The organism is Vibrio sp. Y176 (assembly GCF_033438945.1).
This window is the reverse complement of sequence record NZ_JAWOQS010000008.1, coordinates 97,519-124,124: the sequence shown is the minus strand read 5'-3', so window position 1 is coordinate 124,124 and position 26,606 is coordinate 97,519. Positions and strand designations below refer to the sequence as shown.

The following is a 26,606-nucleotide window of genomic DNA, read 5'->3' as shown; positions in this document are numbered from 1 at the left end:
GCTTATCGCCTAATTAAATAGGCGGTAGGGGAAGTATTATCCAAATTTTACTAAATAATAGATTCAGGTAAATATTATGACTACGCAAAACACAACAATTGATTTTTCAAAATTTGCAGATTTAAGCCCATTTGAATTAAAAGATAAACTAATTGAAGTGGCACAAACTGTTCCTGACCGCGCGTTATTAGATGCAGGTCGTGGTAATCCTAATTTTCTTGCGACACTACCACGTAAAGCGTTCATTCGTTTGGGTGAGTTCGCAATATTGGAAGCCGAGCGCACTTATTCATACCTAGATGGTGGTTTCGGTGGCATTCCAGATGGTGTGGGCATTGTTGAACGCTTCGATACGTTTGCAAGCAAGAATAAACAAGACCAAGGCGTACAGTTCTTGGAAAAGTCGCTGAGCTACGCAAAAGACCGTTTGGGTCTAGAGAAACAAGCATTCTTGAATGAACTGGTTAACGCATACCTTGCATGTAACTACCCAGTGCCACCACGTATGTTGACGAACATCGAAACCGTTGTGAAGCAATACATTGCAGAAGAGATGTATGGCCCAATGCCAATGACAACAGACTTCGATCTGTTTGCAACGGAAGGCGGCACGGCGTCTATGACGTACACCTTCCAAACTATGTTCAACAACGGTCTATTGAAGAAAGGTGACAAGGTTGCGCTAATCACTCCAATCTTTACGCCTTACCTAGAGATTCCAGAACTGAGTGAATACGAACTGGAAATCGTTGAACTACGTCTGGATGAGACAACATGGCAACTGCCGATGTCTGAAATCGAAAAGCTTGCAGATACAGGCATCAAACTGCTTTGTGTTGTTAACCCGGCAAACCCAGCGTCTGTGAAGTTCTCGGATGAGACTCTGGATAACCTATCAAATTTTGTGAACAACGAACGTAGCGACCTGTTCATTGTGACTGACGATGTATACGGCACATTTGCGGACGACTTTGTCTCACTGTTTGCAAAACTGCCATACAACACGCTTTGTGTGTATTCGTTCTCTAAGTACTTCGGTGCAACAGGCTGGCGTTTAGGCTCGATTGCGATTCAACACAACAACGTGTTTGACGATGCAATGCGTAGCCTTCCTGAAGTGCGTCAACTTGAGTTGGACGATCGTTACAAAACGCTGACTCCGGAACCTCGTGAGATCAAGTTTATTGACCGTATCGTTGCCGACAGCCGTAGCGTAGCGCTTAACCACACAGCAGGTTTGTCGCTTCCTCAACAAGTTCAAATGGCGCTGTTCTCATTGAATTGTCTGATGGACTCAGAGAAAAACTACAAAGAAGCATGTAAACGCATCATTCGCGAGCGTTACAAAACTCTGTACAAAAACATGGGTGTAGAAATTGAAGAAAACAAAGATCGTGTGGACTACTACACACTGCTTGAGCTCGACACTTTGGGCGGCAAATTGTACGGACCAGCCTTCGTTGAATGGTTCAAAGCGAGCGAGAAGGGCAAAGACTTCCTGTTCCGTCTTGCACATGAAACCGGCGTTATCCTACTTCCAGGCCAAGGCTTCGATGTAGTACACGCATCAGTTCGAGTTTCGTTAGCAAACCTTACTCATCACGAATACGAGCTTATCGGTCGTGCAACGCGCAAAGTGTTGGATGAGTACTTCGCTGAGTTCCAAGGCTAATGAATCCAACCTGATTAAGAATAAGCCTCGGCGTTGTCGAGGCTATTCCGACCAAATAAGCACAGTGCGCGATATTGTGTTTATTTAGTCGCCAAGCTAACAAACTTCTCAATTAAGAGTGACTTATGAAAAGCATTATTTCTATTCAATCTCATGTGGTTTATGGCCACGCAGGAAACAGTTCTGCCGTCTTCCCGATGCAGAGAATGGGCCTCGAAGTCTGGCCAATTCACACGGTTCAGTTTTCAAATCACACTCAGTACCAGCAAGGTTGGACTGGACAGAAGTTTGGGGCAGATGAAATTCATTCTCTAATGAGAGGCTTAGATAACATTGAGAAGTTAGGCGAATGTGGCGCGATACTGTCCGGTTATCAAGGCAGCGCAGAGCAATGTCGAGCGGTGGCCGAAGCGGTAAGTTTAGTCAAATCGCGTAACCACAGGGCGCTTTATGTGTGTGACCCAGTTATGGGTGATCCAGACAAAGGTTGCATTGTGGCAGACGGTGTCAAAGAAGCGATAAGCCATAGCTTGTTGCCCATCGCTGATGTGATTGTTCCTAACCAGTTTGAACTGAGCGAGTTAACAGGTGTGAAAATTGACTCTCTTTATGATGCGGTCACTGCATGTAAAAAAGCCCTAGAGCTGGGACCGAAAATGGTATTGGTGAAACACCTGCATGCACTAACAGATGACGCCTTCAGTATGATTTTAGCGACGCCGAAAGCAAGCTATTTGGCCCAACGACCTAGTGTTGAATTTGCTATGCAGCCAGTCGGAGTCGGTGATTTAATTTCTGCGATTTTCACCTCTTGTTTGGTGAAGAAGATGTCTCCTGTCGCAGCCTTTCGTCATACACATAACGCCGTTTACGGTGTATTGGAGATCACAAAAGGCTATGGCACATGGGAGCTACAGACGATCAATGCCCAATACGAATTTGTCGAACCGACGCATGAGTTCAACGTCGTGAAAATTGCTTAGCGCAGTACCTAATTAACGGAGAAGCGTAAAGTTAGCATATAGAAACTTGGCATAATTGCTTTGATGGATAGCATCCTACAATCGCGATTATGGGGTTTAGCCGTGCCTAGCTATAGTAACTCCAAACAACGAAACGGACTTCATTTTGACCCAATTAACTTCAAACTGAGTCTCTGGTCATACGCCAGAGAACATTAAATGAGACTGATTATGAATCGTTTAATTTCCTCTGGTGTGACGGTTGCACTTTCGCTGCTGATAGTAGCTTGTAGTTCACCTCATACGCTGGATGTTCGTGTTTCTCAAAGCAACTATAAAGATGTCGAGATCGCGAGTTCGACACCAAATGAGCCACTTCGAATGTGGGCCAATGAAGCGCCGGATTTTCTCTACTCAGCGCACAATCAAACCACACCGATCAAAGTAGAGGGTGAACAGCTCAATATTTTGGCCTTATCGGGTGGTGGCGTAAACGGTGCATACGGGGCCGGCGTTTTGATGGGGCTACAGGAAAAGGGGGAGCTAAAAGATTATGCCATCATTACTGGAGTCAGTGCGGGTGCCCTAATCGCTCCTTTTGTTTTCATTGGCGGTGATGCGATGCCAAAGATGAAAGAAGTCATGCTCAACATCAATGATAAGAATATTTTGGGTAAGAAGAACTTCTTAAATACCCTGTTTAAGGACGCGTTTACCGATGGTGAGAACCTCTATGATTTCATCGCAGACGCTTACCCTGAGCCCATGATCGAGGCGATGGCGCAGCAACACCGCAATGGTAAACGCCTCTTTATTGGCAGTACCCATTTTGATTCAGGCGAACTGGTGATTTGGAATATTGGTGCGATTGCGAACAGTGATTTAGCGGACAAATCTGAACTTATTTACAAGGTGCTTGCTGCGAGCGCATCGATCCCTGGTGTTTTCCCTCCACAATTTATCGATGTTGAACATGATGGAGAAACACTTGAGGAGTTACACGTAGATGGCGGTCTCGCAGCGCAGGTGTTCTTTAATCCGTCTAACTTCAACTATCAACAAATCTCAGATGCTTTGGGGTTAGAAAAAGCGCCTCAGTTGGATGTGATTCGCAATGGTGCGTTAAAAGCGCCGTATCGTCCACTAAAAGACAAAGGTTTGGACTTGGTATCGAAAAGTGTCTCAAGCCTTACGCTAGCGCAAACTCGTGGTGATCTCTATCGAATGAAATACATCAGTGAAATCAACGATATCGAGATGCAGTTTACCTACATTGATCAAGATTTCAGGTACGCCAAAGTAACGAAAGATATGTTCGATCACCGCTACTTGCTGACGATTTACGAATATGGATTCAAAAAAGCCACCCAAGGGCAACTTTGGGTAACTGAACTCCCTTAATACAGGAAAACGATACAATGAAAAAAGCCGTTCTTACACTCATGATACTTACCGCTTCCGCGACTGCATTCGCCCAAAGTGGAGCCCATCTTGACCAGCAAAAAGTGGATAGTGATATGCAGCAACTGTCTGCAATCAAAGAAGAAGGTGCAGCCTTTATCATGATTGACGAGAACTCGAGTTACGTGGCGGTCGAGTTCGTGGGAAAGTGGGAAGAGATCAACAACTATGTGTCACACAAAGAAGCGAAAAAACGTAAATTGGAAAAAGTGAACAAGCAGTTCGTGTACTCTCAGGTCGGTGAAACGTTGGAGTCACTTGAGCAAAAAGTCGTTGACCACATTTACGCTGATCAACCTAAATATTTCAGTGTCGATGTCTACCGCGATTACCATGGTGACTCAGGAGAATTCAACTATTTAGCTCGTGTCGTTGAGTACAACTAAGTTAGAGAAAACCTACTGAAGCTAGTAGGTTTTTTTGTGTCGTCGAGAAGGAATTCAAACGCAGATTGTTTCCGTTACCAAGTAGCAATTCTACGATCTTGTGGTAATTTAATTAGATAACTCTAAAAAGTAAGCACAACCTATGAATTTTAGTTTTGAACAACTTCTCGCGTTCGTAACCGTTTATGAACAGCTTTCGTTTAGTAAGGCGGCGGTCAAACTCAATAAGCACCGAACCACAATAGGGCAGGTGATTACCAATCTTGAAGATCAACTGGCGGTCAACCTGTTTGAGCGAGTGGGGCGCTCGGTAGAATCGACAGAAGATGGTCATCTTCTTTACCACTATGCTAAGCAAACCATCGAACAAGCACGTACTTTCGATAAAGTCGCATTAAGTCTAGCTTACGGTGGGTTAGAGAATGTTAGTATCGCCTATTCAAGCGCTATACCACACCGTTTTCTTGTATTGCTTCGTATTCAATTAGCAGCAGATTTTCCGATGATGCGAGTTAACTTTCTTGTTCGTAATCGCAACGAAATTAAAGAGGGTTTACAGAATGGTGAGTATCAATTCGGTATTGTCAATGTGCATGATAGTCGAGCTATACATAGTCTGGATGCGACGTTTTTAGGTCATTTTGAATTTGTTCCTTTCGTCCAGAAAGGTGGTGAACTCGCTTCTATGGCACCAGATCGAGTATTGACAGCCTTGAGGAATAGCAAACAATTTGTACTGCGTTCTCTTATTGAAGAGGGAATGGGCGAAAAAGTCATCGTAAGTTCGAACCATGAAGAGGTCGACCAATTGGCCCTAGTAGTGAAAATGGTTGAAGCAGGTTTAGGATGGGCGATTCTCCCCAGAACGTTTGCCCATTCGGAGTTTTCTAATAATCATATAGAGCCAGTGGAAGTTTCTGAATTATTGGAAGGTTTTAAGTTTGGTTTTGGCCTATGGTGCCAACCCTCTAAGCAAGTCGGTGATGTAAAAAATTCAATCATGAAGGTCGTTACAGAATACCGAGAGAAAATAATCCGTGATATGACTTAGCGGCGACATGTATCCTGCTCATCCCTATCAACAACAAGACTCAATGTGAGTCTTGTTTTTTTGTGTCTGAAAAACGTTATCTTTCTAGCGAAGACTAATGTCTATTGGAAGGATATGACCCTCTATATGAGAGTATGGAATCCATACTTTTTGGCTTAATCTAATCTCGCTCAATGGGTAAGCCCAGAGCAAAAAGTGTTTTTACCATATGTCCGCTGCAAGGACGCAGATTTTCAGCCGGGTTTAGTTACCCGGCTTTTTTTATAGTAATAAAAAATGTCAGCTGTCACCCCAAGCTCTCTGTTACAACTGGCTTGTTACTTCGCTTAGCAATCCAGTACGCAACGCTACCCCAAAGCACAGTGAGTGCCCAAAGTGCTGTCCAATGTGGAGCGACTTGTTGCCAGGTTGCCCCCATTTGGTTTAGCGCTAAGAAAGCTTTGATCGCCCAAGTGCTTGGGCTTAAATCAGCAATCCATAGTAAAGGAGTAGGTATGGCTTCAATCGGCCAAATAAAACCAGCCAAGAAAATGAGCGGCATAGAGCTCACTAGGACGACTAAGGTGACAAGTTCACGCCGAGGTAATAAGTAGCCTAGCCAGAAGCCTAGTCCGCAACAACCTAAAAAGAACGGGAACAACATAGCCAGCAATTCGCCCGCATTGGCGATATGGTTTACGTTTAAGCGTTCGAAGCTAAAACCAAAATAATAGGCGCCGAGTAAATAATAAATTGCCACAAATACTAACGTTCTCACAAGCAGCAGCGATCCCGTTGATACTTGTGACCAATAGCCACGACCATGACGCTGTGTTCCCGTTTGTAATCCAACCGCCATGATCAACGTTTGTTGTAAAATCAGAACAAATACTGCTGGCACTACGTATTCGATGTAACCCATGGTTGGGTTGAACGTTGGTTTCATATTAAGCTTAATAGCAGAGTAATTATGGCTAGCCATACTCATGGGCACACCATCTATCACCATTTTACTGACTTTCACTTGGGCCCCTAATGTGCCTCCAGCTTGGGCCAATCCTTCTACCACGGTTCCGTACACGAGAAAATACGAGGCGTCCGCAGCGTAGGCTAGAGTCGGGCTTTTACCTAGCATTAGGTCTTTGTAAAAGTGTTCTGGTATGACTAAAAAACCGGTGATCTCTCGTTGTAAAAATGCTTGCTTTGCATCGGCAATCGTATGAAGTCGAGTGACTACGTTGACTTGCGGAGTGGCATCAACCATACGTTCCAGCTTTAAACTCGTCTGACTACCATCCAGATTAACAATCGCGATTGGTTGTTCACGAGGCGTTTGTTGTGCATAAGGCAAAGGGTATAAAAACGAGTAAAATACGACACCACCAAACACGGTCAACGTAACGACTGGATTGGTTAGAACGGCCTTGAGTTCCGCTTTAATCAGTTGCCACAATGTCATACCGCCTCCTTCGCTTGGCGTGTTGATGAATCTGTTCGATGTTTACCCATCAAGGCAGCGGTAATGAGCAGAGGCACAACGTAACCAATCATAGGCCATAGCGAGCTTAAAGATTGTGCGGCCGATGCTCCATAGCTTGCTTGACTCACTTGTACTTCAATGTAATGGGTAATCGGCAATAATGAACGCCATGCATAAGCGAGTGTGTTCATGTCAGAAACTGGGAATGTAATTCCCATGAACGCGAAGCTTGGAGCCGTAAATGCGCCAGCAAAACTCATCGCACGTGCAGGATCCATCGACAAGAAGAAGAACAACGCTCCCATAATGATACAGGCGATAACCGTCGCCAATTGTGCTAGTAGCATAACCACAAAACTGCCTTCCATTGGCCAATCAAGCACGGAATAAAACCAGTACAAGAACAACGCACCTTGCGCCATAAAGACCGGAATGTACTGACTTAATAGGGTAGTGAGCCTGGCGTATGGCTTTTCGCCCAAAAATGCAAATCCATTCTTTCCACCATAAATGCGAAAGTGCGCGGCAAGAATCAAAATAGTGCTTACTACAATACATATTTGCCAAATGGCTGGCACGATAGCCGTTACCAAAAATTGTGCGTAGTTATTGTTACGGTTAAATAATGCGGTTATTTGTGTCGACACGGGTACAGCCTGTCCAGCCGCTGCTAACGTTGTGGTGTTACCCTTAGCCAAGTTGCCCATTACTTCAACCTGAGCGTCGAAATAGCCTTGTGCTTGCGCAACGGCAGAGTTGATCAGTTTCGCTACCAAAATGTACTGACTGTTGTAAAAGACAGAAAGTTGAGGTTGGCGGTGCTGGAGAATATCTTGGTCGAACTTAGATGGGATGACCGCGTAAGCGTAGATATCGCCTTCAATCATCGCATTTTTTGCTTCGCTTGCACTGGTGTAGTGATAGTTAACAGCCAGACTCGACGACGCATCCAAAGATTGAATGAGCTTTCGAGAAAGTTGGGAATGTTGTAGATCAACCACACCGATTGGCAGATCCCGGGCAATGCCCGCAGAGAACACTCCCCAAATCATCATCGCGAGCAAAATCGGTATCCAAGTAAGGCACGAAAGCAACCACTTGTCTCGTCGTAAGATATGCCGCTGTGAAATCTTAATCGTCATAGCATTAACCTAGTGGTTGTGATTAAAGTTCAACGACAACACTCATTCCCATACGCAGTTCAGGTTCGGGTTGAGCTGGACGAGCTTCTACTTCAAAGGTACGAAGATCAAAACCTTGAGAAGCATCGGTTGCTCTCCACGTTGCAAAGTCACCCATAACGGCAACATGCGTTACTTTGAACTCAACATTTTTGTTTAAGGCAGGCAAATAGGCATCAAAGGTTGCTCCTTTTGTAAAGTGTTGAAGGTAATCTTCACGCACATTCAGTGTCGCCCAGGCATCTTCTGTATCTATCACAGTAACGACTGGGAAGCCCTGAGGTGCTAATTCACCACTTTGAAGTAGAACTTGAGAGACTTCGCCGTCGAACCAGCTGTAGATCTGAGTATCTTTCGCATACGCTTCTACTTCGGCTACGGCACCTGATGCCATGCGCGCTTTTTCCGCCGCAGCCACTTTGGTTTCACTTCTAGCGCCTTCTTTTGCCATTTCGTACATTTGAAACGCGGCACTTTCTGTGTATTTCGCTGCTTGCCACTGAGTTAAAGCTTCATCGCGTTTTTGTTCTGCAACCACGCCATCGTTATAAAGGTTATTCACACGATTGTAGGTTTTTTCCATTAAATTCGCAGCGGCTTTGGCTTTCATCCACTGATCTTTTGCTGCTTGGATTTGTTGCTCACGTGCGCCTTTCTCAGCTTCTTGAGCTAAGGCGTCCGCCGCTTTTTCACCTGCTTTTGCTTGTTCTAACTTCGCTTCAATTTCAGGACTATGAAGGGTAAAAATAAGCTGACCTTTCTCTACATCGTCGCCTTTACGTACCATGACCTCATCAATACGCCCTGGGACTTTTGAGGAAATGCTGTATTGCTGGGCTTCAATTAATCCCTGTAAGCGGATCGGTTCTGGTTGATAGGCTTGGTAAAATTGATACCCAACCCAAGAGGCAACACCCAAAGCACAAAGTGAGAGTAAAACGGGTTTTAGTGATTTAGCTGCCATGATTTATTTCACCTCTTTGGATGTTGAAGCAGGGATATAAGCGGTATTTTGATATTGTTCGAAGCTGTTCATTTCACTGCTCAATGCGAGTAGCTTGGTTAAAGATATTAAATAGCGGAAACGCGCCGCTGAACGTTGTGTTTCTATACTCGCGACATAAAGTTGTGCATCCACAACATCCAGAGAAGACGACAGACCCTGAGTAAATGCTTTTTCACGCAAGCGCAGATTTTCGTTAGCGAGTTCAATGCTAGATGCGAGCCCTTGTACTTCATCAATGGCTTGCTGAGCCTCCAAGTATGTCTTTTGGACTAACAGCGATAAGTCTTGTTTGGCTTGGGACTTTAATGAGTCGACCTGCGAGACGACGCTTTGAGCGGCTTTGACTTTTTCGCTTCGCCCTGATGATTCAATCAGTGGAATGCTGACACCAACACCAACTAACCAGTCAGGCTTCATTTGGCTTGCGAGAGAATCGTCTTCATACAAGCTGTAGTCGCCGTAAAGATAAACTTCAGGGTAGTATTTCCCTTTTTCTGCTTTGATTAAGCTAGAGGCTTGTTTGTGTTTAGCGCTCAGAAGTTCTAACCCCGGATAGGTAAGCAACGTTTGATCGACAAAAGCAGTAAGAGGGGGAAGACTGTCGTTGATAAACAAAGATTCAGCGGGCTCTACGGCATCATCTTGTGCGAGTAATTTACCTAATGCAGCCTGAGCGATACTCAAATCGCTGGCTGCTTTACGTGTTTCTACAGATGCTTTATCTAAAGAAGCCTCGGCTTGCAGGCGCTCAACGTGCGCGATTTGTCCTTGCTCTTCAAGCTTAATGGCAAAATCTCGATGCTTTTTTAGCCCTGCTTCAACCGCTTGCCGCGTTGCGAGTACTTCCTTTGCCAGTACGACAGAAAAGTAGTACTTCGATAAATCTTCAAAACGCGCTTGTTGTTCCATTAGAAGCTGACTTTTCGCCTCATCCGTTTTGCCTTCTGCTGCTGATTGAGCCGCAGAAATTCGACCACCAGTAAAAATTGGCCAAATCGCACGAATAGACGAAGAGAAAATATCGCGCTCGGTTATGGTCGAAGTGGTATTAGCTAAGGCACCAAAAATAGGCTGAAAAGCAGGAGGTACGTTAATGTGTGCTCCTGTGCTGTCTAGGATCTGTTTTCCCGAAAGCGTGATATCGGTATCTAAACGCGTGTAATTCGCGCCAATAGTAACCTGAGGTAAGTTGAGATTGCTGGTGGCACTCTCTTGGTATTGGTAGTTCTCGACGTTTGAGCGTTGAGCTTTGAGAGAATAGTTGTTTTCTAGCAATAGCTGCCATGCGGTATCAAAAGTGATCGGTGCCGCATGACAGGCAAGGGAAATCGAGCTGCTAAGTAAGCCCAGTATCCAAACCTTTCCTGTTTTTTTCATAATGGCTGCTTTGTCGTAGAGTATTAGCTCTAATATAAAGGATTCGTAACTGCGTGTTAAGTAGGAGGGAAAATTGGGCAGTAGTATGCGCCCAGTTATATTTGTGCTGGGCGCGGGAGATGTTACAAATTTATTTCGTATATGGACAGTGAAACTCCGCTCTCCACTCTAGCTGACGAGAACCTCGCATCGTATTCAATAGATCTTTTCCACTCATTTGAGGGAACGATAACAGGACTTTGAGATCAGAAGTACCGCCTCCGTTTTTTTCATAAGCCCTGACGTGTGTAAATGTTGAATACATATTCTCTGACAGCATCGCCTTATTCAGGCATATTCCAAAGGTATCGCGTTCCATGTTTGGTGTTCCTTCTAACTATAAATGCACCTCTGTTTATAGTTTTCCAGTTTTCAGATGGTGTCTAAGTGTTTGTCATATAGTCAGTATTTGTATTTTGTTTTATTTGTGTCCAAACCACTGACGTCAATGTTGAGCTTTTAATAGACTTCCAGCTTCACTGCTTTCAAACCGAAACTCTCATTGGTTTCGTTGATTAAAAATTATACGTTGTAAAGTCTAAAAACGCCTCAAAAACCGCTAAAATCGATGTGATCGCGATCATGATTTTAAGGGCAATTTATGTATGGAATTGAGTATCAGAGAGGAATGCTAAATTTGGTGAATGGTTGTAATTTTATGTTTCAGCTCGTCGATTAATTAACCGTAAACTCTGCGGTTTGTTTGCCTTCCTCACAGATTTATCACCGCGACAACGTCATGCTGTTAACTGAGTGTTAACGTTACGCTCAAGAGTGAATCACAAGGATGTATCAATGAGTTGGAAAACCATCAGCTTTCGTAAGCGGATGCTCATTATTATGACGCTATCGGGGTTGATAGAGCTGTTATTGCTTGTCGCCGCGGGGTTCACTTATCTCAAAATCAATCAAGAGCAAGAAATGGGAGAAAAAGCACTGGGTGTTGCCCGTTTTTTAGCGGACTCAGCGGTTGTTCGTGAAATGATCGAAACCCAAAACCCCCAGCCATACCAACTTCGCTTTCGAGAATTAACCGAAGCCATAGGTGCTGCATTCATCGTTATTGGCGACCATAAGGGAGTACGCTTAATCCACCCTGTTGATGAGCGGTTGGGCAAGCCAATGAGAGGTGGCGACAATCGTCGAGCGCTAGAACGGGGATTGTCTTATGTTTCGACGGCACAGGGCTCGTTAGGTTATTCAGTTCGTGGTAAAGCTGCGATTTTTGACGAGCAAGGGAACATCATTGGTGTGGTTTCGGTTGGCTATTTGCTCGACCGACTGCAAGACCGCATCGAACCATTTTTGGCCTTTTTGATTTTAATGGTCATCGTAGTTGTCGTCGCTAATGCCATTGTATCCAATTATGCGTCGAGAAAGTTTCAGCGCGCCATTTTAGGCTTTGAGCCTGAAGAGATAGGGCGGTTGTACGGCGAATTAGAAGTGACGATGAGCACCATCAAAGAGGGCGTGTTAAGCATTGATGCCCAAGGGATACTTCGCTCGATAAATCGTAGTGCCTGCCAGATTCTCGGTATTGATAGAGAATCAGCGCTCAATAAACCTTTGACTGACACGCTGCGTGATAGCGATCTATATACAGTATTAGAAAGCGGGCAGGAAGATCATGATATTGAAATATTCCTTAATCATAAGCGCCTGATTGCAAATCGCTCTCCAATTTATGTTGATGGAAAAATCGTGGGGGCGGTATCGAGTTTCCGTTTAAGGGATGAAATTAATGATCTAACCGAGCAGCTATCACAAACCAAGGAATATGCAGATTTGTTACGTTCGCAAACCCATGAGCATCGAAATAAGCTCAACACCATTAGTGGGCTAGTACAAATGGGTGAGCTTGATGCGGTGCAAAAGTTAATTGGACAAGAAACCGCACACTATCAAGCAATGATTGAGTTTTTAAGAGATACCGTTAAGGACCCGCTAATTGCAGGTATGTTGCTTGGAAAAACTGAACGTGCTCGCGAGTTAGGCTTACAACTGGTGGTTGAGGAAGGCAGTCGTCTGGAGCCCCTACCTGAGTGGCTAAATTCGGAAGACCTTGTCACAATTTTGGGTAATTTGATTGATAACGCTTTCGATGCCACGTTAACTTCAATTCGCGATGAATCAAATGTTGCGTCAGAACGCAGAAACATTGATGTGTCCGTTAGCGATTACGGAAATGAAGTGATACTTGAGGTGATAGATCATGGCTGTGGCCTCCCAAAAACAGTGGATCCACAAACATTATTTACAAAAGGCGTTTCGACGAAATCTCGTCAAAATCGAGGTGTTGGGTTACACCTTGTCAATCAGCTTGCTATTCGATATCACGGCCATGTTGAGATGATACCCAATACAAATTATGGGACAAGAATAACGGTGTACTTACCCAAGGAAGAACAAATATGAGTATGGCGACTCGCGTAATGATCATTGAAGATGATCTGGCTATTGCTGAGCTGCACCACAAATACTTAAGCCAACTGACAGGTTTGGAAGTGGTTGGAATTGCGACCACGAGAATGGAAGCAGAAATGCAACTCGACATTCTTAAGCCAGATTTACTATTGATGGATGTCTATCTTCCCGATGGCACAGGGCTTGAGATACTAAATACACTGCGTGCAAGTAACCAAACGTGTGATGTCATTTTGATTACAGCCGCAAGGGATGTCGATACGTTACAACAGGCGATGAGGGGTGGCGTTGTCGATTACCTGTTAAAACCAGTGATGTTTCCACGTTTAGATGCCGCACTGAAAAAGTATGTGTCCCAACGCCAACAACTAGACATCGTAGAGAGTTTGGATCAGAACCTCGTTGATAAAATGCTGCAGTCTCACGCCAATCAAGACAACTTGCCGAACCGATTACCAAAAGGGATTGATGGTGTAACCCTAGACAAGATCAGAGAGTTGTTCCCAAATGGCAGTGTGCTGACCGCTGATGAGGCAGGTGAAAAAATCGGAGTGAGCCGAACAACCGCTAGACGTTATCTTGAGTTTCTTATCAGTACTGGTGAACTAGAGGCTGATTTAAACTATGGGTCGGTAGGTAGGCCAGAAAGGTGCTATAAAAAAGTGACACGGTAGCGTTTATATTGATGCTCTATGCAAAATAAAAAGCGATGGCTTGTTTTAGAAACCATCGCTTTACAAATTACTGCTGTTCCGTTCTAAGAGGCTAGAAGTTGTATTCTAACATCGCTTCGATAGAGCGCTCAGCGCCAAACCAACAGTTATTTTTGTCGTAACAAGAATAGTATTCTTTATCGAATAGATTGCTTGCAGAAAGCGTGACGCTAGCCCCTTTCATTGATTCAGATACCGTTGAGAAATCGTAACTTGCTGCTAAATCAAACAAGGTGTAGTCCGGTACTTTTTGACTATTCTGTGCATCAATTTGTGCTTCCCCGACATAGCGAACGCCAGCACTGGTACGAAGGCCTGAAAGATTTCCTTCAAAGAAGTAATTTGCCCATAGAGAAGCCGTTTGCTCAGGTACCCAAACCGGCGTTTTACCTTCTTGGTTGTAATAACTGTCCTCGGTAATCTCCATATCGGTATATGTATAGCCTAGAGTGAAATCAGCTTGTGCTGTAACTTGCCATTTTGCCTCAAGTTCAATACCTTGTGATACCACTTCGCCCGCTTGATAGTTCGGTGCATAAGGATTATTCGGATCGGTCAAGATCGCGTTTTTCTTCGTAATATGGAAGAGTGCTAAGTTACCTGAGATATCACCAGATAATGGGGCGTATTTAAAGCCTAACTCCCATTGATGACCGGTTGATGGCTCAAATGCTTTACCAGAAGAGTCGGCACCCGCAATTGGCTCAAAACTTTCCGAGTAAGTAAGGTATGGCGAGAGACCAAAGTCTAGCTCATACAAACCACCGACTCGGAAAGATACGTTGGTATCGTCTAACTCTTCCTTGCTCTTGGATACTGTTCCTAGATAATCGCTAACGGCGTCTGTATTTGAATCGTATTTATCCCAACGAAGACCTGCAATCATTACAAGTTGGTCGTAACGAACTTGATCTTGGAAATAAACGCCAATCTGCTTCGTTTTGATATCCAAGTTTTGTTTGTATTGGAAATTCAGTGCATTACGATCAATGCTGTTGTGGTCAGGATTAAAAATGTCCTGAGTTAGCGAATACCCAAGCGTGTCTTTGTATTTTACATCTGAATCTAGATACTGATAATCAAGCCCGAACAATAAGTTATGTTCAAAATTTCCTGTTTTAACGTAGCCCGATAGTTGGTTGTCAATCACAAAGGATTTGGACTTTTCATCGGTTAAATAGGCATTTCGACCAACGGTACGGTTATCCGCTTCAAGTGCACCGTTATATGTGTTTTCCTGATAGGCATCGGCGGTCATGTAGCGGGCATTCTGTAGAAATTGCCAATTGTTGTTAAAGTCGTGTTGGACTTTGTAACCCATCATCAGAACTTCGCGTTCGTAAGTGTTCCAGTCCTCATCCCCCAAATAGGTGCTTGGTGACATCGAGCCAAGTGGGTTTTTAATCACTGAGCCAGATGCAGGCACAGTCGTGTAGATACCTGCTGATGGATCATTTTGATAGTAAACATTCACGTTCACTAATGTGCTTTCTGTCGCTTGCCAATTGAAAGATGGGGCGAGTACATAACGTTCGTCTTCAGACGTATCGGCTTGACCATCTCGCTGTTTTGCCAGGCCGACGATACGGTAATCAACATTAGAATCACCAATTTGTCCTGTGGTGTCGAACGTCAGTTCTTTTAGGCTGTTAGTCCCTGTACTAATCGAGACAGAGTGCGAGGGTGTTGACTGAGGCGCCTTGGCGATAATGTTGACCATACCTCCTGGTGGAATATTGCCGTAAAGAACAGACGTTGGCCCTTTAAAAACCTCGATTTGTTCAAGAGCAACGGAATCGACCTGCGGTTGAAGGTTCCAACCGTTGTACAGCAAAGGAAGACCATCATAAAAGTTGGTGTAGTTAATAAAACCACGAATATTGAATAGGTCAAGTCGGGAAACGGCACCACCACGCAATTCTGTATTTACGCCAGGCGCATAACGCAATGCTTCGCTCACCGAGTTTACGCCGCGTAGGTCCATGTCATCTTTAGTGATTACCGTGATCGCTTGCGGTGTTTCCTCCGGTTCTAAAACGGTTTTAGTTGCGGTGTTTCGGTATGTTTCTCCTAGCACCGTAATCGTTTCGTGTTGGGATATGCTCTCAGTTGCATTGGCGTGGCCAGCGAGCAATGCGGATACGACGATAGCAACCGCTGAACGATGAAATCGAATCGGACTTTCCATATTTATAAATTCCACTACTTTTTCTATTTATTGATAATGATTGTTATTTGTATTCTATATTCAAAGAAATAGGAAAAGTTAACAATTTGGTGCAAAACACTAATCTTTGGAACTTATTCTTCTGTTCTTAGGTTTTAAAGATAGCGCGTCGTTTGGCTCGACAGGAATCCAATACTGCATTTGTGCTTGTTCGCTATCAACATCATAACCTTCTGGATAAAGCTCTAACTCATAACCATCGATAGCATGATAATTAGAGTAGGGTAGCCAATGTAAAATAAACCATTCTAGCGTTGAGGCGAGCTCTGATGCTTTGCCTATGTGTGTAATGACGGCGTAGGTTTGCTCAGGAACAGCCAAGAGGTCTAACCCCGAGTTGGAAGAGTTCGTTGATCTTGGTGCGTTTGCTGTTGGACTGCACTCATAACCTGCCCAATACTCAAGTTGTTGGTTGTTTGAATACGCTTGAGTCACATCAATCACGCCAAAGTAACTACTTTCCGAATTGTTAAGGTTTTCAGATGAATAAAGACGTGACCAAAGTGACGGTACTTTGGATTGGAAATCGGGCGTAGCGGAAAACAATCCGTGAATAGGTTCATGATAACCAGCAAGTTCAAAAGCCGGTTTTGTTTCTATTCGAACTTCAATAAAGCGCTGATGTTTTTTCTCTTCTTCTGGTGTCTTACGCAGCGTCAAAGGTTGCCTCAACCCGGAGAGTTGTTGCGTTTTTCGATATTCGCGGGGGCTTTTTGAAAACATATTCCTGAACGCACGGCTAAATGCGTGTTCAGATGTAAATCCCATTTCTATCGCTATATCTAACGAGCGGTCAGAAGTATGGATTAAGCGCTCAGCCGCAAGGCTAAGTTTAAGCTCTCTGATGTAGTGAGCGACGGATACGCCAGTGTGTTGTTGAAATACGCGTTGCAGTTGCCAGCGCGACCAACAACTTGCTTTCGATATTTCATCTACGCTCAGAGTGCTGTCTAAGTTGGTGTGAATGTAGTCAAGCACCGATTGTATTCGGTTTATGGGATGTGGGTTAATGGCGCTTGATTTCATGGCGTTCTACTTTCACATTAATAGTGATTTCATTATCTTTAATTGAGTATCATTATCAATAGGATGATGAAATAAAAAGTAAGTAACACAGATCACGATAAAACTGTAATGGATTGCAAGGATGAGTAATTATTGTCCATATTAGAGTTTTTGCTTAAATTTTGGAGCGTTCAGATGAAACTTTTTTTATCAATAAAATACAATCGCTTATGACGTTTTGTGCAACTTATTTAAACGTTTGCACTGGCAAGTGTTGATGTAAATCAAATAGTCGTAGACAATATTGCCCCGTGTCGGACTCTCCTCCAGCGAGTACAGTGTGTACTTTTGAGACATAAGTGACTTAAATGACCTCAATACGTCGTGTTTCCAAGAATCGGAAATGCAACTTCTTGAGGTTCTTTGGGCCCATAGACTTTACCTATCAACGTAATAGGTAAGACCAATTTTCTATTTTGAGGTGCCATTGATAGGGTTGGCTCATTCTCTAGCCGTATCCGGGCACACAATAAGTACCTCGTTTTTAAGGGAAAGATGATGGTAATACCAGAAAACAGCAGCATCGTTATTTTTGGTGCTTCAGGTGACCTTACGTACCGTAAGCTCATTCCTGCTTTATACCACCTCTACGCGAACAAGCAGCTTCCAGAGAATTTTGCCATTCTGGGTGTAAGTCGCACTGAATACAGTGATGAGTCTTACCGCGCGAAGCTGAAAAAATCGCTTCAGGAAATGGAAAAGACTGAGCCAGAAACGCTTGATGCATTTATTAACCATCTGCACTACCAAGCAATTAATACTTCTGACACACAAGATTACGGTAAGCTATCTTCTCGCTTAGACCAACTTGCGGACGAATATCAATTCGAGCAACGCAATACGCTTTTTTACTTAGCAACCCCACCAAGTTTATACAGTGTGATCCCTGCAAGTCTTGCAGCACATGGTCTTAACAGTGAAGAGGATGGCTGGAAACGCCTGATCATTGAGAAACCATTCGGCTATGATCTTGAATCGGCGCGTATTCTGGACAAAGAAATTCACGAGCACTTCCAAGAGCATCAAATCTACCGAATTGACCATTACTTAGGTAAAGAAACGGTACAAAACCTACTTGTGCTTCGTTTCTCTAATGCGATGTTTGAGCCACTTTGGAACCGTAACTTCATTGATTACGTTGAAATCACAGGCGCAGAATTCCTTGGCGTAGAGGAGCGTGGTGGTTACTACGACAACTCTGGCGCTGTGCGCGACATGTTCCAAAACCACTTGCTACAAGTATTAGCAATGGTAGGTATGGAACCACCAGCGCAAATCAATGCAGACTCGATGCGTGATGAAGTGGTAAAAGTGCTTCAATGCCTAAAGCCATTAGACGAAAACGCTCTGCGCAATGACCTAGTATTAGGCCAATACACGGCGTCTGAAGTCCGTGGGCAAAGCCTACGCGGCTACCGTGAAGAGCCGGGAGTTGCAGACGATTCTCGTACAGAGACTTACATCGGTTTGAAAGCGTACATCAACAACTGGCGTTGGAATGGCGTGCCATTTTACGTGCGTACTGGTAAGCGTCTTCCAACACGCGTTACTGAGGTGGTTATCCACTTTAAACAAACACCGCATCCTGTGTTTGGTCAAAACGCACCAGAAAACAAGCTGATCATTCGTATTCAACCAGACGAAGGCATTCAAATGAGCTTTGGCTTGAAAGAGCCAGGCGCAGGCTTTGAAGCGAAGGAAGTGAAAATGAACTTCCATTACGCTGACCTGCAAGAAACGCAAATGCTAACGGCATACGAGCGTCTTCTACTTGATGCTTTGAATGGTGATGCTACGCTATTTGCACGTAGTGATGCGGTGGAAGCGTGCTGGCAATACGTACAGCCAATCTTAGATTTTAAGCAAGATCCACAATCCCTCTTCGGGTACGCATGCGGCACTTGGGGACCTAAAGAGTCAGATGACTTGTTACAGCGTGATGGCCGCGCTTGGCGTTTCCCATGTAAAAACTTAACAGATACGGATTACTGTGAACTATGATCAACCATAAGATCTACCAAACAGCAGAACAGGTAGTTGAAAGCCTAGCTAACGATATGAAAGCGTTTAGCGAAATGGGCAGACCTGTTCACATCTCTCTTTCTGGCGGCAGCACTCCTAAAATGCTGTTTAAACTACTGGCTTCAGAGGCTTACGCAACCTCCATTCAATGGGAAAACCTCCACTTTTGGTGGGGTGACGAACGTTGTGTTGCCCCTGACGATGCAGAAAGCAACTACGGTGAAGCGAACACGTTGTTGTTTAGCCAAGTAAATATTCCTGCGGAAAACATTCACCGCATCCGTGGCGAAGATGAGCCTAAAGCAGAAGCCGAGCGCTTTGCAAAAGAGATGGCAGAGGTGATCCCGAGTGAAAACGGCACACCTGTGTTTGACTGGATCTTATTAGGCGTTGGTGCAGATGGTCATACAGCTTCTCTGTTCCCTGGCCAAACGAATTATGATGATGCGAACCTATCTCTTGTGGCGTCGCATCCTGAATCGGGCCAACTTCGTGTGTCGAAAACCGCACGCGTATTAGAAGCAGCGAAACGCATTAGTTACTTAGTGCTTGGTGCAGGAAAAGCGGACATTGTTGAAGAAATTAACAGTTCACCAGCACACGCACTGCCATACCCAGCGGCTAAGATTCAAGCGAAATCGGGCCTAACGGAATGGTATTTAGATTTAGACGCGGCAGCAAAAATTGCTTAAGACGCTGCTCGTCGATGAAATAAAATTGGAGAGAAACAATGAAAGGTGATATCGGTGTAATTGGCCTAGCAGTAATGGGTCAAAACCTTATCCTAAACATGAACGATCACGGCTTTAAAGTGGTTGCTCACAACCGTACTGCTGCTAAAGTAGACGAGTTCCTGGAAGGTCCAGCAAAAGGCACGAACATCATCGGTGCATACTCTCTAGAAGAACTAGTAGAGAAGCTAGAAACGCCGCGTAAAGTAATGTTGATGGTTCGCGCTGGTGACGTTGTAGACAAGTTCATCGAAGCGCTAGTACCTCTGCTAGACAAAGGCGACATCATTATTGACGGTGGTAACACTAACTACCCAGATACAAACCGTCGTGTTGCTGCACTACGTGAAAAAGGTATCCACTTCATCGGTACTGGTGTATCTGGTGGTGAAGAAGGTGCGCGCTTCGGTCCATCTATCATGCCTGGCGGTGCTGCTGAAGCATGGGAAGCGGTTAAGCCTATCTTCCAAGGTATCGCTGCGAAAACTGACGCTGGTGAGCCATGTTGTGACTGGGTTGGTAACGACGGTGCTGGTCACTTCGTTAAGATGGTACACAACGGTATCGAATACGGTGACATGCAGCTTATCACAGAAGCTTACCAGTTCATGAAAGACGGTCTTGGTATGTCTGCAGACGAGATGCAAGCAGTATTCGCTGATTGGAACAAGACTGAGCTAGACAGCTACCTTGTTGAAATCACGGCTGACATTCTTGGCTACAAAGATGAAGACGGTGAGCCTCTCGTTGAAAAGATCCTAGACACAGCAGGCCAAAAAGGTACTGGTAAATGGACTGGTATCAACGCACTAGACCTAGGTATTCCACTAACGCTTATCTCTGAGTCTGTATTCTCTCGTTGTCTATCTGCACTGAAAGACCAACGTGTTGAAGCTGAATCTCTATTCGGTAAGACAATCACTCCAGTTGAAGGCGACAAGCAAGAGTGGGTTGATGCACTACGTCAAGCGCTACTAGCTTCTAAGATCATCTCTTACGCTCAAGGCTTCATGCTAATGCGCGAAGCGTCTAACGAGAACGGTTGGGACTTAAACTACGGTAACGTAGCTCTAATGTGGCGTGGCGGTTGTATCATCCGTTCTGCGTTCCTAGGCAACATCCGTGATGCGTACGAAGCGAACCCAGACATCGCATTCCTTGGTTCTGATGAGTACTTCAAAAACATCCTACAAGGCAGCCTAGCAGCATGGCGTAAAGTAGCAGCGAAATCTCTAGAGTCTGGTATCCCAATGCCATGTACGATTTCTGCGCTATCTTTCCTAGACGGTTACACAACAGCTCGTCTACCAGCGAACCTGCTTCAAGCTCAACGTGACTACTTCGGTGCTCACACTTATGAGCGTATTGACCGTCCACGTGGTGAATTCTTCCACACTAACTGGACTGGTACAGGCGGCGACACAGCGTCTACAACTTACGACGTGTAATCGTTTTAAGTAAACCGACTAAATATAAAGATATAAAGGGATGCCCAAGTGGCATCCTTTTTTGTGTCTGTAAGATATTGGTAGATTTAAAAGTTACATTAAACGTTGATTCGTCACGCACTTCTCAGAAATGGGAGAGCATGCATTTGCTAGCAGTTTAATATTTCTCTTCGAAGAGTGAAGCTAAGCAGCTCTCTGTCGTCTCCTCAACTATAAGGTAATAGAAATGACACAACAGAAGCATCCATTTCACACAGCTTTCGTGTTGCTTATGTTCATATTACTGATTACTTACTCTATCTATCGCCTTTATCATCATTTCGTTTTCGAATCTCTACCGCTTCAGCTCAGTAGTGGTTTTCAAGTGCTCTACATTGATGCGTCATATGTTTTAAGTATCGCAAGCTTACTCTTATGCCCTACATTATTGGTCTATATTTTATTTGATCGAATGACTCAGTTAGTCAAAGTGCCGATTAAAGTGATAACTATAACAATTGTCTTGTCCCTTATCGTTGCTATTCCAGGTCAAATTTTTGAATTTGGGCGATTGAAATATATTGCAGAAAGTAATGGTTACTCAGCGTGTCCACCTTTCACAATTGCATCAAGCGGAATGTTTGTAGAAGCTATGGTAAAAGAAGAAAAATACTGTATAGAACCAGAAATTAATCGTATTGGTATGTATGGTTATTTTCACGAACTCGAACGGATTGATAACTATATCAAGTCACACGGAAATGACATCCAATAGAAAAGAGCGCCTAGGCGCTCTTTTCAGTGGTCGTTTTCTTGTTTTGATAAAACCTGTCTTTTAGGTAGAGAATTGCACTGACCACAAGAGCCACTAAAGAAACAGTAAATAGGGCGTACATGCTGAGAATCCATGCGAATGTGGCCGTCAAGAATGCAATGAAGGAAAACATCCTGCTGAAAGACATCACATGGCCAAGTTTGTTACTTTTCATAAACGCCTCCCGATGCTAAGTGGGGATAGACAATTGTGGTCATATGCCACACTTTTAATTGTCTGCTCTTTTGGGGCGTTTCACACAAAAAAGTGGCTAAAGATTTCTCAAAAAAGGTGAAATATTGAACTGGTAGACAAATCGTTAAACTGAGTTGCACAGATATGACTTCGGTTGTCTATCACTTCAAAGTTTTTAACTACGCAGATTAAGGGCATGTAGCGTTATTATTATCGTATTCGAACTCTACGATACACAATTGCAAGTGAACCTACACTCGTAAGCTCATCCCTGTCGTCAGTTACAGTAAAAGCTTTTTTCTCTTTTTAACAATACCTTAGTAATTACGGGCAATTAAATCCGTTTTTCGATCGAAACTCAGATTGCACAAAAGGTGAAAAAGAGTGCTAGGTAAGCCTTTAAACTACGCCTATAATTAGCGCCCACATGGAGGATGTTTATTATATGAACATCCTTTATTTTTTGAAACTAGCAACAAGGATCCAGTAAAACATGTTTTTCTGGTTTTGTTTACGTCGACCAAGAAGGTAATTAACACAGCAAATTGAGGTTCTAAGATGACTCTTAACAAGTACTTTGTTTTCATTCCAGCAGAATTGGAACAGGAAATGCACAAGGACAATCAAGTGATCTCTGAGAAGGAAACTCAACGTCAGGCATTAGTAAAACAGGCACAACAACAAGGCGGCCTGTAAGCTAGGTTTCAAAGAGAAAGAGCACCGCAACGGTGCTCTTTTTGTATCTGAGGTCGTAGAATTAACTTAATATGCCAAGGCTTTTCAACTTTCTGTAAATGGTATTTCGGCTCACACCAAGCATACGAGACGTTTTGCTAATGTTCCCCTGGTTGGCTTGATATGTTTTGAGCAACTTATCTTCGACGGTTGCACGCAGTTCTGAAGTTGGTTCAGCGGATGCTGCCCCTTCTTGAGCTTGGCTGAGTTTCTTACTTAGGTGGGCTGGGACGTGTGTGAGTTCCAATATTTCTTCACCTTGCGCCATTAAGGCGGATACTTTGATTAAACTATCGAGTTCACGCAAATTTCCTGGCCATGAGTAAGACAGCATCAGAGAAAGTAGGTGAGGGCAAAGCTGTTGTTCAGATTCGGCGTGACGCCGATGAATGTTCTCAATCAGTTGTCGTTTGTCATCACGTTCCTCAAAGCGAGGTAGCTCAATGATCAAGCCATTAAGGCGATAATACAAATCTTGGCGGAACAATCCTTCGCTGACCAAATGTTCCAGATCTTTATGCGTGGCTGCAATGATTTGCGTATCGACTTGAATGCTTTGGTTGGAACCCACGGGAAGCACGGTTTTATCTTGCAATACATGGAGCAATCGGCTTTGAGCTTCCAAGGGTAAATCTGCGATTTCATCTAGAAACAAAATCCCTTTGTGTGCTTGGCGAATTTTTCCCTGATAGCCTTTGCTGTTTGCGCCAGTAAAGGCACCGGCTACGTAGCCAAATAATTCAGATTCAACCAGATCTTTTGGTAGCGCTCCGCAGTTGACGGAAACTAACGGTCCCGTTTTTCTCTGGCTGTTTTTATGGAGTGCTTTCACAAACTCGTTTTTGCCAACACCAGTCTCTCCGAGAATCAACAAACTGATGTCTTTATCGATGACGCGATTGGCTTGCTGCCAACAGTGCTCAACAGCGGAGTCGCCATAATGAAGATCATTGGACGCCGCTACAGCACGAGACTTGACCTTGCTATCTTTATCGGTAAGCGGTTTTGTTTTGAAAACGAAAGGGTGCTCATTTCCCCGAGTGGATAGAATGTCGTCTAAGGATTGCCCAATGATACTTTTTTGCGCAAAAAGTTGAGAGGCTACTTGATTGTGAGCCAAAACTTGTCCGTCTTCATTTGCAATGATAATTCCTTGCCAACCACTATTCAGTAAACCTTTTTCGCACGCTAAATCCACACGAATATGCCCTTGTGGAATCAAGTTAAGTAGTTGATTCTCCACTTGCTGGACCATGTTTTGTACTAGTACTTGCGTTGAGAAGTCATGTCTCTTTTGTTCGCTCGTAATATCTAATACGCCAATGAGGTTACCAAGATGATCGAAAATAGGATTAGCCGAACAGCTAATAAAACGATGGTGTTGGATAAAGTGCTGATCACCAATAACAGAAACGGGCTTTGCTTCAACCAAGGCTGTACCAATCGCGTTGGTGCCTTTGACCTTTTCTTGCCAGCATGCACCAGAGCTTAGCGAGATTTCCGTTAACTTTTCACGAAATCTAGGCTGTCCCCAACTGCCGATGATGACACCATCTGAATCCGTCAAAATTAAGCGACTGTCGCTATGAGCAAATAGCTGATTAAACAAAGGGAGCGCAAATTGAGTGACTGCCTCTAGCAAAAAATTGAGTTGGTGACGCCTATCTTGGAGCGTCGCTGGCGTTACTCGAATATCTTCAGGGCGTCGACGCTGTTTTAAACCCGCTTGTTCACTTCTGACCCATGAAGTTGAAAGCCAATTGTTATCGCTAATATGTTGAAGTTCCATGACTGTACCATTTTGTCACAGTGAGGGTGTGCCATTTTGGAACACTTGAACATTGGTGTTCACACCATACATCCGCTCAAACATCGCTCACTTGGTTTGTTATCGCTTGGTAATCATAGTTTTACATTTAATTAACAACAAGTGTGGCGTAGTTGGCGTGTGACTTGCGTAATGCTCTTTGTGAACAGTGCGATACGACACTGCAATAACACATTGAACGAGAAACAAAAGGAAGAGTTATGATCTATGCACAGCCAGGTAGTGAAAATGCCATTGTTAACTTTAAATCGCATTACGATAACTTTATCGGTGGGGAATGGGTAAAACCAACGGGTGGTGAGTACTTTGACAATATCTCACCAATCAACGGACAAGCGTATTGTAAAGTTGCTCGCTCTGGCGAGGAAGATATTAATTTAGCACTGGATGCCGCGCACAACATCAAAGCAAAATGGGCCAAAACTAGCGTGACAGAACGTTCGAACATCTTGCTGAAAATTGCTGACCGTATTGAGCAGCATCTAGAAGAGCTTGCAGTTGCAGAAACTTGGGAAAACGGCAAACCAGTTCGCGAAACCCTGGCGGCAGATTTACCTTTAGTAGTGGATCACTTCCGTTACTTCGCTGGCTGTATTCGCGCACAAGAAGGCAGTGCGGCAGAACTGGATGAGCACACCGCAAGCTACCACTTCCCAGAACCGATTGGTGTGGTTGGTCAAATTATTCCGTGGAACTTCCCAATGTTGATGGCGGCTTGGAAACTAGCACCGGCACTAGCGGCGGGTTGCTGTGTGGTATTGAAGCCAGCAGAGCAAACCCCAACGTCCATTCTGGTTCTGATGGAAAAAATCGGTGACCTTCTTCCTCCTGGTGTCATCAACGTTGTAAACGGATATGGTTCTGAAGCGGGTCAAGCATTAGCAACCAGCAACCGCATTGCGAAACTCGCGTTTACCGGGTCTACGCAAGTTGGCAACCACATTCTGAAATGTGCAGCAGACAACTTGATCCCATCGACAGTTGAGTTAGGTGGTAAATCTCCAAACATCTACTTCTCAGATATCTTCGATTACGAAGATGAGTATCTTGATAAGTGTATCGAAGGTACGTTACTTGGTTTCTTCAACCAAGGTGAAGTTTGTACCTGTCCATCTCGCGTACTGGTTCATGAAGCGATTTATGACAAGTTTGTAGAGAAACTGACGGAACGTGCACAGCTGATTAAACAAGGTAATCCGCTCGATACCGATACTCAAGTCGGTGCTCAGGCTTCTCAAGAACAGTTTGATAAGATTTTAAGTTACCTGGAAATCGGCCGTGAAGAAGGCGCAAAAGTGGTCTTTGGTGGTGGAGTGTCAGAACAGCCAGAGTCTATCAACCAGGGGTACTACATTCAGCCAACCATGTTGGAAGGCCACAACAAGATGCGAATCTTCCAAGAAGAAATCTTTGGCCCAGTGATTGCTATCACCAAATTCAAAGATGAGGCTGAAGCGTTGGAAATCGCAAACGACACTGAATATGGCTTAGGCGCAGGTGTTTGGACACGTGATGCGAACGTCGCATATCGTATGGGCCGTAATATTGAAGCTGGTCGAATCTGGATTAACTGTTACCACGCTTACCCTGCACACGCAGCGTTCGGTGGTTACAAAAAATCGGGTATCGGGCGCGAAACGCACAAGATGATGCTGGGTCACTACCAGAACACGAAGAACTTGCTGATTAGCTACAGCATCGACCCGTTAGGCTTCTTCTAGTGAAACTAAGTAATTAATAAAGAAAAAGCAGTATGAATCAAAACCCCGAATCTTCGGGGTTTTTTATTAGCGTGAGCTTGTCGGCTGAAGGTTAACTTAGATGTTTAACC

22 protein-coding genes are annotated in these 26,606 nt (G+C 44.2%); 13 read left to right on the top strand and 9 right to left on the bottom strand.

What is annotated here, in order from left to right; genetic code table 11:
• The first annotated feature begins 76 nt into the window (after positions 1 to 76).
• The 5 genes from R7O13_RS18870 (at position 77) to R7O13_RS18850 (ending at position 5,532) form a co-directional block, all read left to right on the top strand.
• Positions 77 to 1,672, top strand: coding sequence for a bifunctional aspartate transaminase/aspartate 4-decarboxylase (locus tag R7O13_RS18870; RefSeq protein ID WP_158159685.1), 1,596 nt, complete (start codon positions 77 to 79; stop codon positions 1,670 to 1,672).
• A gap of 125 nt (positions 1,673 to 1,797) precedes the next feature.
• Positions 1,798 to 2,655 (top strand): pyridoxal kinase PdxY, encoded by an 858-nt coding sequence (gene pdxY / locus R7O13_RS18865; protein WP_318304449.1) that lies wholly within the window; start codon positions 1,798 to 1,800, stop codon positions 2,653 to 2,655.
• A 210-nt stretch (positions 2,656 to 2,865) separates the two neighbouring features.
• Positions 2,866 to 4,035 carry a patatin-like phospholipase family protein gene (locus R7O13_RS18860; RefSeq protein WP_017634571.1) on the top strand — a complete coding sequence of 390 codons (1,170 nt, stop codon included), beginning with the start codon at positions 2,866 to 2,868 and terminating at the stop codon, positions 4,033 to 4,035.
• A 17-nt stretch (positions 4,036 to 4,052) separates the two neighbouring features.
• Positions 4,053 to 4,481 (top strand): hypothetical protein, encoded by a 429-nt coding sequence (locus R7O13_RS18855; RefSeq protein WP_025768103.1) that lies wholly within the window; start codon positions 4,053 to 4,055, stop codon positions 4,479 to 4,481.
• Positions 4,482 to 4,623: 142 nt separating this feature from the next.
• Entirely contained in the window at positions 4,624 to 5,532 is a 909-nt protein-coding gene (locus R7O13_RS18850; protein WP_318304448.1) for a LysR family transcriptional regulator, read from the top strand.
• A 286-nt stretch (positions 5,533 to 5,818) separates the two neighbouring features.
• Here the strand turns inward: R7O13_RS18850 and R7O13_RS18845 are convergent, their stop codons facing one another.
• The 5 genes from R7O13_RS18845 to R7O13_RS18825 all read right to left on the bottom strand — a co-directional run bounded on the left by R7O13_RS18845 (position 5,819) and on the right by R7O13_RS18825 (position 10,913).
• Positions 5,819 to 6,970, bottom strand: a complete 1,152-nt coding sequence (locus R7O13_RS18845) for an ABC transporter permease (protein ID WP_033906182.1) — start codon at positions 6,968 to 6,970, stop codon at positions 5,819 to 5,821.
• A complete protein-coding gene (locus R7O13_RS18840; RefSeq protein WP_318304446.1) occupies positions 6,967 to 8,133 on the bottom strand; it encodes an ABC transporter permease in 1,167 nt (388 codons plus the stop codon). Before R7O13_RS18840 ends, R7O13_RS18845 begins: the two co-directional genes overlap by 4 nt.
• A gap of 22 nt (positions 8,134 to 8,155) precedes the next feature.
• On the bottom strand, positions 8,156 to 9,136 hold the full coding sequence (locus R7O13_RS18835; RefSeq protein WP_206949659.1) for an HlyD family secretion protein: 981 nt from the start codon (positions 9,134 to 9,136) through the stop codon (positions 8,156 to 8,158).
• A 3-nt stretch (positions 9,137 to 9,139) separates the two neighbouring features.
• Positions 9,140 to 10,555 carry a TolC family protein gene (locus R7O13_RS18830; RefSeq protein ID WP_104975368.1) on the bottom strand — a complete coding sequence of 472 codons (1,416 nt, stop codon included), beginning with the start codon at positions 10,553 to 10,555 and terminating at the stop codon, positions 9,140 to 9,142.
• Between the two features lie 130 nt (positions 10,556 to 10,685).
• The gene (locus tag R7O13_RS18825; protein WP_005377125.1) at positions 10,686 to 10,913 is read right to left on the bottom strand and encodes a hypothetical protein; all 228 of its coding nucleotides are present in this window, start codon (positions 10,911 to 10,913) and stop codon (positions 10,686 to 10,688) included.
• Positions 10,914 to 11,389: 476 nt separating this feature from the next.
• Between R7O13_RS18825 and R7O13_RS18820 the strand changes: the two genes are divergently transcribed.
• The gene (locus R7O13_RS18820) at positions 11,390 to 13,009 is read left to right on the top strand and encodes a sensor histidine kinase (protein ID WP_318304444.1); all 1,620 of its coding nucleotides are present in this window, start codon (positions 11,390 to 11,392) and stop codon (positions 13,007 to 13,009) included.
• Complete coding sequence (locus tag R7O13_RS18815; protein ID WP_167415241.1) at positions 13,006 to 13,692, top strand: response regulator; 687 nt, start codon at positions 13,006 to 13,008, stop codon at positions 13,690 to 13,692. Before R7O13_RS18820 ends, R7O13_RS18815 begins: the two co-directional genes overlap by 4 nt.
• Positions 13,693 to 13,783: 91 nt before the next feature.
• Here R7O13_RS18815 and R7O13_RS18810 read toward each other — a convergent pair whose 3' ends face one another.
• On the bottom strand, positions 13,784 to 15,919 hold the full coding sequence (locus tag R7O13_RS18810; protein WP_170890281.1) for a TonB-dependent siderophore receptor: 2,136 nt from the start codon (positions 15,917 to 15,919) through the stop codon (positions 13,784 to 13,786).
• Positions 15,920 to 16,018: 99 nt separating this feature from the next.
• Positions 16,019 to 16,984 carry a helix-turn-helix domain-containing protein gene (locus R7O13_RS18805; RefSeq protein ID WP_033906176.1) on the bottom strand — a complete coding sequence of 322 codons (966 nt, stop codon included), beginning with the start codon at positions 16,982 to 16,984 and terminating at the stop codon, positions 16,019 to 16,021.
• A 537-nt stretch (positions 16,985 to 17,521) separates the two neighbouring features.
• Between R7O13_RS18805 and zwf the strand changes: the two genes are divergently transcribed.
• From zwf to R7O13_RS18785, 4 genes are all read left to right on the top strand, one after another.
• Positions 17,522 to 19,024 (top strand): glucose-6-phosphate dehydrogenase, encoded by a 1,503-nt coding sequence (gene zwf, locus R7O13_RS18800; RefSeq protein WP_017634563.1) that lies wholly within the window; start codon positions 17,522 to 17,524, stop codon positions 19,022 to 19,024.
• Positions 19,021 to 19,737 (top strand): 6-phosphogluconolactonase, encoded by a 717-nt coding sequence (gene pgl / locus R7O13_RS18795; RefSeq protein ID WP_017634562.1) that lies wholly within the window; start codon positions 19,021 to 19,023, stop codon positions 19,735 to 19,737. The genes zwf and pgl overlap by 4 nt, the downstream gene beginning before the upstream one ends.
• A 38-nt stretch (positions 19,738 to 19,775) precedes the next feature.
• A complete protein-coding gene (gnd, locus tag R7O13_RS18790) occupies positions 19,776 to 21,224 on the top strand; it encodes a decarboxylating NADP(+)-dependent phosphogluconate dehydrogenase (protein ID WP_005377160.1) in 1,449 nt (482 codons plus the stop codon).
• A gap of 226 nt (positions 21,225 to 21,450) precedes the next feature.
• Positions 21,451 to 21,978, top strand: a complete 528-nt coding sequence (locus R7O13_RS18785) for a hypothetical protein (protein ID WP_033906174.1) — start codon at positions 21,451 to 21,453, stop codon at positions 21,976 to 21,978.
• Positions 21,979 to 21,988: 10 nt separating this feature from the next.
• Here the strand turns inward: R7O13_RS18785 and R7O13_RS18780 are convergent, their stop codons facing one another.
• Positions 21,989 to 22,192 carry a hypothetical protein gene (locus R7O13_RS18780; protein ID WP_005377162.1) on the bottom strand — a complete coding sequence of 68 codons (204 nt, stop codon included), beginning with the start codon at positions 22,190 to 22,192 and terminating at the stop codon, positions 21,989 to 21,991.
• A gap of 578 nt (positions 22,193 to 22,770) precedes the next feature.
• Here R7O13_RS18780 and R7O13_RS18775 point away from each other — a divergent pair.
• Positions 22,771 to 22,908 (top strand): hypothetical protein, encoded by a 138-nt coding sequence (locus tag R7O13_RS18775; protein ID WP_005377165.1) that lies wholly within the window; start codon positions 22,771 to 22,773, stop codon positions 22,906 to 22,908.
• A 61-nt stretch (positions 22,909 to 22,969) separates the two neighbouring features.
• Here R7O13_RS18775 and R7O13_RS18770 read toward each other — a convergent pair whose 3' ends face one another.
• Complete coding sequence (locus R7O13_RS18770; protein ID WP_005377167.1) at positions 22,970 to 24,736, bottom strand: sigma-54-dependent Fis family transcriptional regulator; 1,767 nt, start codon at positions 24,734 to 24,736, stop codon at positions 22,970 to 22,972.
• A gap of 239 nt (positions 24,737 to 24,975) precedes the next feature.
• Between R7O13_RS18770 and R7O13_RS18765 the strand changes: the two genes are divergently transcribed.
• A complete protein-coding gene (locus R7O13_RS18765) occupies positions 24,976 to 26,496 on the top strand; it encodes an aldehyde dehydrogenase family protein (protein ID WP_318304443.1) in 1,521 nt (506 codons plus the stop codon).
• The last annotated feature ends 110 nt before the right edge of the window (positions 26,497 to 26,606 follow it).

Bases quoted from the DNA above. Each gene is read 5' to 3' on its own strand.
- R7O13_RS18845 (WP_033906182.1), bottom strand. From the start codon at position 6,970: ATGACATTGTGGCAACTGATTAAAGCGGAACTCAAGGCCGTTCTAACC.
- R7O13_RS18835 (WP_206949659.1), bottom strand. From the start codon at position 9,136: ATGGCAGCTAAATCACTAAAACCCGTTTTACTCTCACTTTGTGCTTTG.
- R7O13_RS18815 (WP_167415241.1), top strand. From the start codon at position 13,006: ATGAGTATGGCGACTCGCGTAATGATCATTGAAGATGATCTGGCTATT.
- R7O13_RS18765 (WP_318304443.1), top strand. From the start codon at position 24,976: ATGATCTATGCACAGCCAGGTAGTGAAAATGCCATTGTTAACTTTAAA.
- R7O13_RS18780 (WP_005377162.1), bottom strand. From the start codon at position 22,192: ATGAAAAGTAACAAACTTGGCCATGTGATGTCTTTCAGCAGGATGTTT.
- R7O13_RS18770 (WP_005377167.1), bottom strand. From the start codon at position 24,736: ATGGAACTTCAACATATTAGCGATAACAATTGGCTTTCAACTTCATGG.
- pdxY (WP_318304449.1), top strand. From the start codon at position 1,798: ATGAAAAGCATTATTTCTATTCAATCTCATGTGGTTTATGGCCACGCA.
- gnd (WP_005377160.1), top strand. From the start codon at position 19,776: ATGAAAGGTGATATCGGTGTAATTGGCCTAGCAGTAATGGGTCAAAAC.
- R7O13_RS18820 (WP_318304444.1), top strand. From the start codon at position 11,390: ATGAGTTGGAAAACCATCAGCTTTCGTAAGCGGATGCTCATTATTATG.
- R7O13_RS18810 (WP_170890281.1), bottom strand. From the start codon at position 15,919: ATGGAAAGTCCGATTCGATTTCATCGTTCAGCGGTTGCTATCGTCGTA.
- R7O13_RS18785 (WP_033906174.1), top strand. From the start codon at position 21,451: ATGACACAACAGAAGCATCCATTTCACACAGCTTTCGTGTTGCTTATG.
- R7O13_RS18860 (WP_017634571.1), top strand. From the start codon at position 2,866: ATGAATCGTTTAATTTCCTCTGGTGTGACGGTTGCACTTTCGCTGCTG.
- zwf (WP_017634563.1), top strand. From the start codon at position 17,522: ATGGTAATACCAGAAAACAGCAGCATCGTTATTTTTGGTGCTTCAGGT.
- pgl (WP_017634562.1), top strand. From the start codon at position 19,021: ATGATCAACCATAAGATCTACCAAACAGCAGAACAGGTAGTTGAAAGC.
- R7O13_RS18840 (WP_318304446.1), bottom strand. From the start codon at position 8,133: ATGACGATTAAGATTTCACAGCGGCATATCTTACGACGAGACAAGTGG.
- R7O13_RS18830 (WP_104975368.1), bottom strand. From the start codon at position 10,555: ATGAAAAAAACAGGAAAGGTTTGGATACTGGGCTTACTTAGCAGCTCG.
- R7O13_RS18805 (WP_033906176.1), bottom strand. From the start codon at position 16,984: ATGAAATCAAGCGCCATTAACCCACATCCCATAAACCGAATACAATCG.
- R7O13_RS18870 (WP_158159685.1), top strand. From the start codon at position 77: ATGACTACGCAAAACACAACAATTGATTTTTCAAAATTTGCAGATTTA.
- R7O13_RS18850 (WP_318304448.1), top strand. From the start codon at position 4,624: ATGAATTTTAGTTTTGAACAACTTCTCGCGTTCGTAACCGTTTATGAA.
- R7O13_RS18855 (WP_025768103.1), top strand. From the start codon at position 4,053: ATGAAAAAAGCCGTTCTTACACTCATGATACTTACCGCTTCCGCGACT.
- R7O13_RS18775 (WP_005377165.1), top strand. From the start codon at position 22,771: ATGACTCTTAACAAGTACTTTGTTTTCATTCCAGCAGAATTGGAACAG.
- R7O13_RS18825 (WP_005377125.1), bottom strand. From the start codon at position 10,913: ATGGAACGCGATACCTTTGGAATATGCCTGAATAAGGCGATGCTGTCA.